Raw genomic sequence first — 11,080 nt, forward strand, 5'->3', positions numbered from 1 at the left:
TTAAATCGACCTCGCTCGGATGAGAACGTCCTCAGTATCCGTCGGCCCGTCCAGTTCCTCCATCTCGTTGGCGAGGAGATACCGGCCCATCGTGGGTCCGGCGACGCGGTAGTAGAGACCGAGGGTCTTCTCGCGCATCTCTTCGGCGACGACGGTCGTGTCGAGCGCGTCCATCGCCATGTCCTGTGCTTCCTGCAGGCCGATGCCGGTCAGTTCCTCGGTGGCGTCCTTGTCGAAGATGACCTTCGTGACCTCGCTGCCGTCGTCCAAGACGCCCTTGATGCGGAGGTCGAACTCGCCTTCGACATCGCCGTGTTCGGAACACCGTCCGTTCTGGAGGACGCGCGTGCAGTCGTCCTCGGGACAGCGCTTGATGAGTCCGGACCCGCTCTGGATGTCCACCAGCGCGCCGACGACTTCGGCGGTGTCGTCGCCGACTTCGATGTCCTCGTCGGTTTCCTCGATGGTCGTCGTTCGGTTGAGTTTCACCGAGTAGTCGCCCTGATACTCGTCGGAGACGAGATTTCCGAGATGGTAGACCGCGCCTTCCTCCAGTTCGGGGAGGTCGGAATCGGCCCACTTGGTGAACTTGATGGTGCCCGTCTCGTCGCCGAGCAGGCCGACCTGCCCGACGGCGTCGCTCCGGGGTTCCCAGAGGTCCACGACCTTCGCGGTGAGGCTGAGCCACTGCTCGTCCTCGGTCACGTCTTCGACGTTGACCTGTTCGGAGCCGCTCCCGCCGCCGCTGCGGATGTCGTCTCGTTCGAGTCCCGCCTCGTCGAGGTAGTGGCTGACGACGCTTCGGCGCGCCTCCTCGATGGGTACTCGGTACTCGTTGACGAGGTTGTCGAGGCGGTCCTCGACTTCCTCGACTGTCAGGTCTAACTGTTCGGAGAACTGTTCGCGTATCTCTTCGGCGTGCTGGCGCACATCGCTCATGGTTGAATCCGTCTCCGCGTCGTTTTCTTCGGGAGACATGCGACGGGTTAGTGCGCTACGATATAAAAAGCTACGCAACCAGAGTGAAAGTGAAAGTGGACGATGCAGAGTCGTTCGACGCCGTAGACGCTCACTTCGAGGCGGTTTCGCTCGGGGACGTTCCGGACGACACGCTCGGGGAATCGGCCATACATCTATCCCTCTCGCCTGCGATAGTGCAACTAATGTTCCTCGGCCCGCCGTCGCCGGAAGACGAGCAATCCGACCGAGAGTTCCGGAAGGGACTCGACGGAAGTTCGCCGGAGACGCTCAAGACGTTTGCATTACTGGCGGTCCTGCTTCAGGCGGCCCTCCTCAGCTTCTCGCTCGGAGCCATGCTCCTCGGCTTCCGCGGCCAACTACTGGTCGGTGGCGCGCTGACGGTCGGCGGACTGGTCGGGTTCGGAGTCGCCGCGGTCATCTACCGGCGCTGGAAGCGCCGGAACGACCCCTGACGAACAGACCTATTTTGCCGGGCCACCAACACGCGGTCACATGGACGACCGCCTCGAAAGCTTCCTCCGGTCGAAACTCCGGTCCGCCGGACGGCAGATCGGCGACGCCAAGCGGGCCTACGCCAGCGCCCGGCAGGCCGCCTTGGCCGACCTGCCCCAGAACGACGACGGGAAGGCCAGAATCGTCTGTCGGCGGTACGCCGAGCGCCGGGCCGTCGAGTTGGACGCGGAGGGCCGCCCGGCCTGCTTCGACGCCGACCATCCCGACTGCAAGGGATGCCTGCGAGACGTGCGCGACGGCCGTATCGAGACGTGGTAACGATGGCGGGGTTCGATTCGGACTCCGACCCTGCCGATTCGCTCGGCCGACCGGTCGTCGCGCTCGTGATGGCTGGCGGCACCGGCACCAGACTCTACCCCGCCAGCAGGTCCGACCGTCCCAAGCAGTTCCTCTCGCTGGGCGGCGGCGATACCGGCGAGAGCCTGCTCGAACGGACGGTTTCCCGCGTGGGCTTCGCCGACGAAATCTACGTCTCGACCGGCGACGACTACGCCGAGCAGGTGCGCGAGGCAGTCCCCGAGGCGGGCGTCCTCGTGGAACCCGAAGCCAAGGACACCGGCCCGGCGCTGGTGTACGCGGCCCACCGAATCCGCGAACAGGTCGGCGAGTGCGTCCTGCTCTGCGTCCCGAGCGACCACCTCGTCGCGGGCGACTTCGCACCGAGTGCGACGCGGGCGGTCCGGACCGCAGTCGAAACGGAGGGGCTGGTCGCGTTCGGCGTCGAACCGACGCGGCCCGCTACGGGATACGGCTACATCGAGCCGAGCGATTCGGCGGCCGAGCGTGCCGAAATCGAGCAGTTCCGCGAGAAGCCCGACCGCGAGACCGCCGAGCGATTCGTGGAGGAGGGTTTCTACTGGAACGCAGGGCTGTTCGCGTGGACGCCCGAGAGTCTGCTTCGGGAGGCGCGCGACTCCCCGCTCGGACCGCTCGTCGCGGCGCTGGAGGCGGGTGACTCCGAGCGCGGATTCGCCGATATCGACGGCGTGAGCATCGACTACGCGGTCATGGAGCGCACCGACGACGCCTACGTCGTGCCCGCCGATTTCGAGTGGGACGACGTGGGCGCGTGGGACGCGATGGAGCGCGTGGTCGAGACCGACGACGACGGGAATGCGGTTTTGGGCGACGGACTGACCATCGACGCCGCGGACAGCGTCGTCGCGGCCGACGACGGGAGTCATGTCAGCGTGGTCGGTGTCGAGGGGGTGGTCGTCGCGGCCTACGACGACCGCGTGCTGGTCGCGCCGAAAGACGAGGCCCAGCGCGTGCGCGAGGTCGTGGCGGCATTGCGCGAGCAGGGTCGATTCTGACCGAGGACCGATTTAGCCCGTCGTTGCTCTCGCGGCCAGTCGAACTTTTGGGGCGGGCGTCGTACGCTCGTCGTCATGCCCGACACACCCGACGGCGACATCGTGGAAGAGACCGACGACTACGTCCACGTTCGGTTCCGCGACCCCGACGAGTTCGAGACGATTCGGACGCCCGATTGGGCCGAGAACGCCGCCAGCAGCGTGACCGAGGGCGCGGAGGTCCGGACCGGAAAACTCGAAGACGAGGACGACTGGCTGGTCGAGAGCGTCCTGATTCCGGCCGGGACCGCCGAGGAGGAAGCGGAGTCCGACGCCGAGGAAATCGTCGAGAAGATAGAGAACTGAGGTCAATCCGAAGCCAGACGCTCCGTTCATCGAGAGCGAGACCCCACGCAGTTCGAGCCGAAGTGACGTTTTTGAAAGGAAAGTAGATTGCTACTCGATTTTAGAATTTAAAAATAAAGCCAGTAAATAACTATTCTTACTATTGATAATACCACCATAGGTTTATCAATAAGGTATCTGATGGTAGCCACATGGGGTTCGAGAAGCCAATGGCTAAGCAACTTCGAGGGGACACGCTTTCGACAAACACGCGAAGCGGTCGCTCGGAGACACGTATCGACGCTGGTACACCGAAATTACAAAACAGGGCTATCACAGCCCGGATGGGAAAGCGCTGATCGACGGATGTCAGGACTGCAACCCCTCGAAGTAGTCGGACTAGTTGTCAGCCTAATCGGGTTGGTGACAGTCGCCGCACAGTACAGAGACGAGTCGAAGTGGTTCACGGTCGGCTACGTCCTTCTTGTCGTCGGCATGATCTCGACAAATCTGGAGAGTATCGTGTTCGGAGTCGTCTTGAACTTCGTCGAACACGGAGTCGGCGTCGGGGCCGCCGGGGTCGTGTTCCTCTGGGCCGCGTATCTGCGCCGGAAGGAAGTCATCGACACGGAGGGGGCGTGAGATGGTCGGACTCACCCCGCTCTTCGACGCGGTTGGCATGCTCGGGTTCGCCGGGGCAGTCGTCGTCGGATTGTTGAACTACCGCGACAGCGAAACCGAAGCGGCGTTCTGGTTGACGTTCGTCTTCGCCTCCGGACTCGGTACCCTGTGGACGGGGAGCCTGATGTTCGAGAAGGCAGGCTTCTACGAGGAAATGCTCAACTTGGCGACCGCTCCGCTGATGACGGCGACCGTCGCCGTGTTCGCCATCGGCGGAACCGCGACGCTCGCAGTTGTCGAGGACATGAAAGAGGTCGTCGAGGAGGCCGAACAGGACCGCAAAGAGGCCGAACAAGCCAAACAGCAAGCAGAGAAACAGCGCGAAGCGGCCAAACAGGCCGAACAGCAGGCCGAAACGGCCCGCCAGAACGCCAAGGAACGCGAGGAAGAGTTGGAGACGTTCACCGACGCGCTCGAACAGAAGGCTACGGAGTTCGGTGGCGTCATGGAGAAGGCCGCGGACGGGGACCTGACCCAACGGATGGAAACGGAAAGTCGCAGTGAGGCGATGGAACACATCGCCGAGCAGTTCAACGACATGATGGTGAACCTCGAACGGACTATCGGCCGAATCAAGGCCTTCTCGGTCGAGGTAGCCAACGCCAGCGAGGAGGCGAGCGCCGGAGCCGAGGAGGTCGAGAACGCGAGCCAAGAGGTCGCCGAATCCATCGCGGACATCTCGGCGGGAGCGGTCGAGCAGTCGAACCACGTCGATGAAGTCACCAACGAGATGAGTGCCCTCTCGGCGACCATCGAGGAGGTCGCCGCCTCGGCAAATCAGGTCGCGTCTCTCTCCGAACAGGCCGCCCAGAAGGGTTCGGCCGGTCGAGAACTCTCGGACGAGGCGATGAACGAGATGGACCGTATCGAAGAGACCACGGTCGAGACTGTCGAGACCGTCGAACAGTTGGACGACGAGATGAACCAGATCGGCGAGGTAGTGGACCTGATAGACGGTATCGCCGAGCAGACCAACGTGCTGGCGTTGAACGCCTCGATAGAGGCCGCACGAGCGGGTGAAGCCGGGGAGGGATTCGCGGTCGTCGCCAACGAGGTGAAAGACCTCGCAGAGGAGACCCGTGACGCCACGCAGGAAATCAGCGACCTAATAGATCAGGTGCAGGACTCGACCTCCAAGACTGTCGAGGACATGCAGGAAATGCGCGACCGGGTCGATACGGGAATGGAAACTATCGACGAGGGCCTCGGGACGCTCGAAGAAGTCGTCGAAGATGTCGAGAACGCTAACGACGGCATTCAGGAGATTCACGAGGCCACCGAAGAGCAGGCGTCCACGACCGAACAGGTCGTCTCGATGGCGAGCGAAGTCGCCAGCATCAGCGAGGAGACATCCGCCGAGGCCCAGAACGTGTCGGCCGCCGCCGAGGAGCAGACCGCCTCGCTGAGTCAGGTCTCGACCGAAGTCGAGACGCTCTCGGAGAAGTCGAGCGAACTCGACACGCTCCTCGGAAACTTCGAGATGGAGACCGACGATGCTGCCGTTTCGTCTGACGACTCGGTCGTCACGTCGGATGCCGAGAGCGGCGACGACCGGCCACTGGCGTCCGACGGAAACGGCGTCGAGTCGGTCGAGAGCCGATAAGTACGGCGGGCCAGCGACACAGCGCACAACTGCTCGTGGTGTTCCGGGTCAGTCCCCGACTCCTCAGCAGGTTCGAACTCTTGGGAGAGTGGGCGCATCGACCCGGCAAGGAGTCAGCGCGATTCGGCCGCGAGCAGGTCGCAGTAGTGAACCGTGCTATCGCCGTGTCCGACCTCCTTCGTCACGCGCTCGCCGGTCTCGACCGGGACGGGCGCGTCGAAAATCGGGCCGTCGTGGACGAAGGTGTGGAACTCGCCGTTCTCGCCGCAGGGGTCCACGCCGTCGGGCAGGTCCGCGAGGAAGTCGGCGTCGAACCGGCGACCGGCGAAGTCGGCGTCGAGCGCGTCGTCGTCCACCGCGACCACGGTGGCCGCGAAGGCGTCGGCGAACTCGCGGGCGACCGTTTCGGTGTCCCGGCCCCAGACGGGCCAGTAGCCCGAGATTTCGGCGTCGGCGAGTCGCTGTTCGCGGTAGTCGCGCACGTCTTCGAGGTAGAGGTCGGCGAACGCGAGTCGTTCGACGCCCCGATTTGCGTAGTCGGCCGTGACTTCAGCCATGACCTGCTCGTACTCGTCGTTGTCGGCGTCCGCGGGAAGGTGGGCGAACTGAATCGGGAGACCAATCGCCGCGGCCTGTCGCTCGTAGAGGTCGCGTCGGACGCCGTGCATGCTGGTGCGGCCGGTCTCGGCCGAGACCGTCGTCAGGAGTTCGACCACCTCGACGTTCGCGTCCGTCTCGGCCTGCTCCATCTTCCAGAGCGCGTAACTGGCGTCCTTGCCGCCGCTCCACGAGAGGACCGTCGGGGCGGCTTCCGTGGTCGCCACGTTAACTCCGGAGGCGGCCGCCGTCTACGGGCATGGCGACGCCGTTGACGAAACTCGCGCGCTCACTGGAGAGGAAGGCCACGGCGTCGCCGAGTTCCCGCGGGTGGCCCACGCGGTCCAGCGGGATGTCGTCGGACCACGAGGCAAGTCCCTCGTCGTAGGTGTCGTACTCGCCGCGCTCGACGGACGCCTCCACGAGTTCCTGAATCCGCGGCGTCTCGTGCGCGCCGGGGAGGACCGCGTTGACGCGGACCTCGGGCGCGAACTCGCGGGCTTGGGTCTTCATCAGACCGATGACCGCGCGTCGGACCGCGTTCGAGAGGACCAACCCGTCGATGGCTTCCCGAACGCTGGTGGAGGTGACGTTGACCACAGTGCCCGCGTCGCTCTCCGCGAGGTGCGGGTGGGCGGCCTTGGTCACCCAGACCGCGCTCATGACGAGCAGGTCGTAGGCCTCGTACCAGTCGCGCTCGGTCGTCTCAAGGAATGGGCCGCTCGGCGGTCCGCCCGCCGAGGTGACGACGTGGTCGAGACCGCCGAACTCCGAGACGGTCGCGTCCACCAGCGCCTCGATTTCGTCGGGGTCGGTGATGTCGGTCGGGACCGCGACCACGTCGCCGTCGCCCGCCGCGTCTATCTCCTCTTTGGCGTCTTGGAGTTTCTCCTCGCCGCGCGCACAGAGCGCGACGTTCGCGCCCTCGGCCGCGAGGGCCTTCGCCGAGGCCCGGCCGAGACCGCTCGAACTCGCCGTTACCAGTGCCGAATTACCGTCCAATCCGAGGTCCATAGCCGGTGATTCGAAGGCCGAGGTCAAAGGTCTCGGGGTGGCGGTGATTGTTCCGAAATCAGAATTAAAGCTACTTATACTACTTGTAAACTAAATCTAGTAAGACGTGCGACCGTTCGAGATTGCCGGAACGGCGATGGAATCGTCGGTAGCAGTTGATTCGAGTACCCGTGAAGAGACGACAGTTACAGTTGCGGTCGAACTCACGGAGAGAGACGAAGAGTTCCAACTCCTCGACCGGTTAAGTGCGATTGCACGCCAAGAGAGTGTCTCGGAGTTCAAACTGTTTAGCAACAAAGCACGGAATATCGGAATCGAGGAGAATCAAGCGTTTTTCGAACGGGTTATCAAAAGCTATCGGGGGAAACTACGCTGTTATCATCACATTCAAAAAAGTAGAGAGACACAACACGAAATCGAAGCAGTTCACACCGCGTTACTCGTCGATAGTGTTCTCGACCCGTACGAAGATTGCGTCACGATTATCGACGGAGGAGAACAGAAAGCAAAACCAGTGGTCAAGGCGTTGAGCGGACTTCGTGACGCCATTCCGTCGGTCACACACTGCTTAAAATCCGAAACCTATTATCCACAGAGTCTGCTCGCTGACCTCGTTGCATCGTATCTTTCGTATAGGGTACACAGGGGAGAGTACAACTACTCGAATCCGCTTCTCCGAGCGCCACACGCCCAACATAGCGGAGACCGCTGGGGAGAAGCGTTTTCGGCGATGAAACGACAGTCCGAACAGTACAGAGTGTTAGACTTGGCAGAGTTGCAGGGAAACTCGCCGAGTCAGCGCGTGCAATGCTGGTATCAGGGCGGTATGGCTCGAAAAGATGCGGAACCCCCATCGTCAAGCTCTATAACCCCAATTATCAAGCTGGCGGATAAGGGGTTCGACGATGCTAAAGCCGAGTTAGAGAGGCTACGCTAACTAGTAGATGTAGACAGAAGACGTGGTTCCTGTCCCCACGCCCTTTCGAGCATGGTCGAACAGGCTCATCACGCCACGTCTTGACGCTCAAGTGCAATTATAGACACTTAGTTTTATAAATTCTTTGTACAGCCGCTCGCGCGTTCGCTCCGTAATAGAACCGAATGAACGCAAAGAACGGTCTTACGTCTCGCGCGTGACTTCCCGCGACTTCCGGACCGTCACCGATCCGTCGGTCGTAACACCGATGAGCAGGTCCTCGTGGACCTCGCGGCCCTCGACGGCGTCTCCGGCCTCGTCGCTCACGCGCTTCATCAACTCGGGCGCGGCGTGGGAGACCTTTACGCCCGCCTCGTCGCAGGCGTCGTACACCCGCGAGGGCACGTCGTAGAGGTCGGTCCCAGTCTCGACGGCGACCCGGACTGGCGCGCGGAGCGCCTCGGAGAACGCGACCGTCTCGCGGGCCTTCCGGACGTTTTCGCGGGCGCTAGCCTCGACGCTGGAGACGTTGGCCCGCGAGGTACCCAGTCGGTCAGCGATAGTCGCCTGCGCGACCCCGCGCTCGCGCAGGGCCAGCACCTCGGCCTGTCGTCGGGTGAGGACGCTGATTTCGGCGTCGAACCCCGCGCGGTCGAGAATCTCGTCCACGTCGTACCGGTCAGTCACGGCGACTCACCCGCCGAGTCGCGTTCAGAGTTGGGCGCGTTCATGACTGCGAGTACGCACTCGGCACGAAAAAAACCCGCCGCGTCGCGCGGCTGAACCCGTGCGACGAGAAAGCGTCGCAAAAAGCGTCCGCAATCGCTACGAAGAGGCCCGAGAAGGAACGACGAGCGCGACGAACTGCGGCGAAAACGCATCGTTGGGACTGTCCACCCCACCGCAGATGACCGCCGACTCCGGGGTTAGCTCCCCCAGAAGTTGTCCCGGCTCCCGAGTCTCGTCCGGGACGGGCTGTCGTCGCGCTCGTCGGCGTCGTTTTCGTCTGCATCGCTTTCGGCGTCGCGTTCGTCGGTGTCACTCTCCTCGGCGTCGTCGGTCTCCTCGACCGATTCGGTGTCCGTCTCGTCCGCTTCTTCGCCCTCTTCGGGAAGGCGTTCGAGTTCCTCGCCCTCGGCGTGATTGCCGTGAACGTTCGTGATTCGCACCTTCGCGCGGGCCTCGGGCAGGATGCCATCGACCATGACGATGAAGCCGTCGTCGGTGCGACCGACGCCAGCGCCGCTCTCGTGGATGTCCTCCACGTCCACCACGACTTCTTCGCCGGGTTGGACCGGCGCGGTCTTGAGTTCCGAGATCGGCTGGCTGTAGTGTTGACACCACTCTGCGCCGCCACGGTCGCCGTAGTGCTGGCAACCCATTCCCTCGATACGTTCCTGAAAACTCGGGCACTCTTCAGCGAGTGGACAGTCCGGCATGGGTGTGGGTACTGGCCGGTCTACCTAAACCTTTACGTACCGTCTTACCACTTTTCAGCGGTCGATGACGATGCCCGAGACGCCGAGTTCTGCCTCGGCCTTCAGATGTAGTAGGCCGCGACGTACGTCAGAATTGCGAGGAAGACGAACGGGATGGCGTGCAGTCCGAGCGCGATGACTTCGATAAACATGTTCTGGGACCACGGCGAGAACAGCAGGAGGAACGCCGTGAAAAGGAGGATGATGACCAGCGGGATGATATTCACCGAGATGTCCAGCAACGTCTCGCGGTTGAACACTGGATGGGGCATGCCGTAGGGACGCACGACGCGAACGGGTATAACGGCGGCGGCCATCGCGGGGACGCCGATGGTGGCAGCGGCGACCGCTAGTCCGCAACGTCGCGCCCGGTCAGTCGTACAGCAGTTGCTCGGCCTGCGTCCGCCGTCGAGACACGTCGAACTGCGGGTCGAGTTCCGGGTCGGCGTTGAGTCGATCCAGCACGAGCAAGGGGTCGGCACCGCCCCGCTCGACGCGCTCCAGCAGGGCCGCGATTTCGCTCCGGTAGAGCGCCAGCGAGTCCAACAGCCCGACCGCGAGCGCCATGGCGACGCCCGCCTCGCCGGTCGGAAAGGCGTCGCTGATTCGGGCGAAATCGGGGTCATCCGCTGGCGCTTCGTCGGTCTGGTCGAGCGCCAAACAGCGCGTGCAGACGGCGATGCGCTCGCTCGCCTCGGGCAGATGCTCTCGGAGGTCGGCCGGGACGGCGACGACTAACTGCTCGCTCCCGCAGGACGGACAGGTCATACTGGAGCGTAGGCGCGAGCGGTAAAAAGCGTCGGTGGAGCGAGACGAGTCTCGGGCGAGAAAAGTGAAATCGTCAGTCGTCGGCCGTGACGGTCTCGGCCGCTTCCTCGGTCTCGGCCGCGGCGGCCGCGCGCTCTTCTTTCGCTTCCTCTTCTTTCTTGGCCTTGATCTTCTTGAGGCGGAAAATCTCCTCGCGCTCCTGCTCTTCGAGTTTCTGCTCGATGTACTCCTGATTATTCTTGAGTTCGGGAAGTAGCTTGAACTCCAGCGCGTTGACGCGGCGCTTGGTGGTCTCGATTTCGGTGAGCATCTTTTTCATCGCGGTTTCGACCTCCGCCGCGAGGATGATGCTTTCGAGCAGTTCCTCGTAGGCCTCGGCGGCCTCGTCGATGCGCGCGCTAGTCCCGAGGACGCCGTACCCGCGCTCGTCGAGTCCTTTCCGAACCTTCGAGGATTCTATCTGCGGGACGACGACGCCCATGATGTTTTTGGACTCGGTGGTGATTTCGGGGTGTTCCTTGAGCGCGGCTGCCGCACCGCGGACCGTCACGTCGCCCTCCATCGCGCGAGCCATGTTTATCTTCTGCTGGGCGAGTTCGTAGTTGTCCTCCAAGCCCGAGCGCACGTCTTGGGCCTGATCAAGGATATCCATGAACTCCATGATGAGACCGTCACGCTTCTTCTCCAGCGTGTCATGACCCCGCTCGGAGAGTTCGATGCGGTCCTCTATCTGCATCAAGTTCTTCCGAGTGGGTTTGACGTCCTTGGCCATCTTAGGGGGAGGTTGTGGCTCAAGGGGGTTAACCTTTTACAGTCTGGGTCGGGGAGAACGAGGACGATAGCTCGTCAACGCGCCGTCTCATGCGTCTGTGTCAAGGTGGGATGGAGACGT

The 11,080-nt window shown here is 62.9% G+C and carries 15 protein-coding genes; 7 read left to right on the forward strand and 8 right to left on the reverse strand.

What is annotated here, in order from left to right:
* Entirely contained in the window at positions 1 to 939 is a 939-nt protein-coding gene (locus EP007_RS05850; RefSeq protein WP_128478516.1) for a replication factor A, read from the reverse strand.
* Between the two features lie 95 nt (positions 940 to 1,034).
* Between EP007_RS05850 and EP007_RS05855 the strand changes: the two genes are divergently transcribed.
* From EP007_RS05855 to EP007_RS05880, 6 genes are all read left to right on the forward strand, one after another.
* Positions 1,035 to 1,433 carry a DUF7322 domain-containing protein gene (locus EP007_RS05855; RefSeq protein WP_128476756.1) on the forward strand — a complete coding sequence of 133 codons (399 nt, stop codon included), beginning with the start codon at positions 1,035 to 1,037 and terminating at the stop codon, positions 1,431 to 1,433.
* A gap of 40 nt (positions 1,434 to 1,473) precedes the next feature.
* The gene (locus tag EP007_RS05860) at positions 1,474 to 1,752 is read left to right on the forward strand and encodes a DUF7091 family protein (protein ID WP_128476757.1); all 279 of its coding nucleotides are present in this window, start codon (positions 1,474 to 1,476) and stop codon (positions 1,750 to 1,752) included.
* Positions 1,753 to 1,754: 2 nt separating this feature from the next.
* Entirely contained in the window at positions 1,755 to 2,807 is a 1,053-nt protein-coding gene (locus tag EP007_RS05865) for a mannose-1-phosphate guanylyltransferase (protein ID WP_128476758.1), read from the forward strand.
* A 75-nt stretch (positions 2,808 to 2,882) separates the two neighbouring features.
* The gene (locus EP007_RS05870) at positions 2,883 to 3,152 is read left to right on the forward strand and encodes a hypothetical protein (RefSeq protein ID WP_128476759.1); all 270 of its coding nucleotides are present in this window, start codon (positions 2,883 to 2,885) and stop codon (positions 3,150 to 3,152) included.
* A gap of 345 nt (positions 3,153 to 3,497) precedes the next feature.
* Positions 3,498 to 3,773 (forward strand): hypothetical protein, encoded by a 276-nt coding sequence (locus EP007_RS05875; protein ID WP_128476760.1) that lies wholly within the window; start codon positions 3,498 to 3,500, stop codon positions 3,771 to 3,773.
* A gap of 1 nt (position 3,774) precedes the next feature.
* Positions 3,775 to 5,415 carry a methyl-accepting chemotaxis protein gene (locus tag EP007_RS05880; RefSeq protein ID WP_128476761.1) on the forward strand — a complete coding sequence of 547 codons (1,641 nt, stop codon included), beginning with the start codon at positions 3,775 to 3,777 and terminating at the stop codon, positions 5,413 to 5,415.
* Between the two features lie 113 nt (positions 5,416 to 5,528).
* Here the strand turns inward: EP007_RS05880 and EP007_RS05885 are convergent, their stop codons facing one another.
* Together EP007_RS05885 and EP007_RS05890 are read right to left on the reverse strand one after the other, a co-directional pair.
* On the reverse strand, positions 5,529 to 6,239 hold the full coding sequence (locus EP007_RS05885; protein ID WP_243700452.1) for a Dph6-related ATP pyrophosphatase: 711 nt from the start codon (positions 6,237 to 6,239) through the stop codon (positions 5,529 to 5,531).
* 1 nt (position 6,240) lies between these two features.
* Positions 6,241 to 7,026: an SDR family oxidoreductase gene (locus EP007_RS05890; protein ID WP_128476762.1), complete on the reverse strand. Its 786-nt coding sequence runs from the start codon at positions 7,024 to 7,026 to the stop codon at positions 6,241 to 6,243.
* Between the two features lie 106 nt (positions 7,027 to 7,132).
* On the opposite strand from EP007_RS05890, the gene EP007_RS05895 reads away from it, so the two are divergent.
* Positions 7,133 to 7,963, forward strand: coding sequence for a hypothetical protein (locus EP007_RS05895; RefSeq protein ID WP_128476763.1), 831 nt, complete (start codon positions 7,133 to 7,135; stop codon positions 7,961 to 7,963).
* Between the two features lie 183 nt (positions 7,964 to 8,146).
* On the opposite strand, the gene EP007_RS05900 is transcribed toward EP007_RS05895, so the two are convergent.
* The 5 genes from EP007_RS05900 to EP007_RS05920 form a co-directional block, all read right to left on the reverse strand.
* Positions 8,147 to 8,629 (reverse strand): Tfx family DNA-binding protein, encoded by a 483-nt coding sequence (locus tag EP007_RS05900; RefSeq protein ID WP_128476764.1) that lies wholly within the window; start codon positions 8,627 to 8,629, stop codon positions 8,147 to 8,149.
* A gap of 239 nt (positions 8,630 to 8,868) precedes the next feature.
* Positions 8,869 to 9,381: a TRAM domain-containing protein gene (locus EP007_RS05905; protein ID WP_128476765.1), complete on the reverse strand. Its 513-nt coding sequence runs from the start codon at positions 9,379 to 9,381 to the stop codon at positions 8,869 to 8,871.
* Between the two features lie 101 nt (positions 9,382 to 9,482).
* The gene (locus tag EP007_RS05910; RefSeq protein WP_128478518.1) at positions 9,483 to 9,692 is read right to left on the reverse strand and encodes a DUF6684 family protein; all 210 of its coding nucleotides are present in this window, start codon (positions 9,690 to 9,692) and stop codon (positions 9,483 to 9,485) included.
* Positions 9,693 to 9,792: 100 nt separating this feature from the next.
* Positions 9,793 to 10,188, reverse strand: a complete 396-nt coding sequence (locus tag EP007_RS05915; RefSeq protein ID WP_128476766.1) for a DUF6276 family protein — start codon at positions 10,186 to 10,188, stop codon at positions 9,793 to 9,795.
* A 73-nt stretch (positions 10,189 to 10,261) separates the two neighbouring features.
* Complete coding sequence (locus EP007_RS05920; RefSeq protein ID WP_128476767.1) at positions 10,262 to 10,960, reverse strand: V-type ATP synthase subunit D; 699 nt, start codon at positions 10,958 to 10,960, stop codon at positions 10,262 to 10,264.
* Between the last annotated feature and the right edge of the window lie 120 nt (positions 10,961 to 11,080).

It is taken from the genome of Halorussus pelagicus (genome assembly GCF_004087835.1).
GTDB classification, from domain to species: domain Archaea; phylum Halobacteriota; class Halobacteria; order Halobacteriales; family Haladaptataceae; genus Halorussus; species Halorussus pelagicus.

Excerpts from the sequence above, each read along its gene's own strand:
- EP007_RS05870 (WP_128476759.1), top strand. The coding sequence starts at position 2,883 with ATGCCCGACACACCCGACGGCGACATCGTGGAAGAGACCGACGACTAC.
- EP007_RS05915 (WP_128476766.1), bottom strand. The coding sequence starts at position 10,188 with ATGACCTGTCCGTCCTGCGGGAGCGAGCAGTTAGTCGTCGCCGTCCCG.
- EP007_RS05865 (WP_128476758.1), top strand. The coding sequence starts at position 1,755 with ATGGCGGGGTTCGATTCGGACTCCGACCCTGCCGATTCGCTCGGCCGA.
- EP007_RS05875 (WP_128476760.1), top strand. The coding sequence starts at position 3,498 with ATGTCAGGACTGCAACCCCTCGAAGTAGTCGGACTAGTTGTCAGCCTA.
- EP007_RS05920 (WP_128476767.1), bottom strand. The coding sequence starts at position 10,960 with ATGGCCAAGGACGTCAAACCCACTCGGAAGAACTTGATGCAGATAGAG.
- EP007_RS05860 (WP_128476757.1), top strand. The coding sequence starts at position 1,474 with ATGGACGACCGCCTCGAAAGCTTCCTCCGGTCGAAACTCCGGTCCGCC.
- EP007_RS05905 (WP_128476765.1), bottom strand. The coding sequence starts at position 9,381 with ATGCCGGACTGTCCACTCGCTGAAGAGTGCCCGAGTTTTCAGGAACGT.
- EP007_RS05910 (WP_128478518.1), bottom strand. The coding sequence starts at position 9,692 with ATGCCCCATCCAGTGTTCAACCGCGAGACGTTGCTGGACATCTCGGTG.
- EP007_RS05890 (WP_128476762.1), bottom strand. The coding sequence starts at position 7,026 with ATGGACCTCGGATTGGACGGTAATTCGGCACTGGTAACGGCGAGTTCG.
- EP007_RS05850 (WP_128478516.1), bottom strand. The coding sequence starts at position 939 with ATGAGCGATGTGCGCCAGCACGCCGAAGAGATACGCGAACAGTTCTCC.
- EP007_RS05880 (WP_128476761.1), top strand. The coding sequence starts at position 3,775 with ATGGTCGGACTCACCCCGCTCTTCGACGCGGTTGGCATGCTCGGGTTC.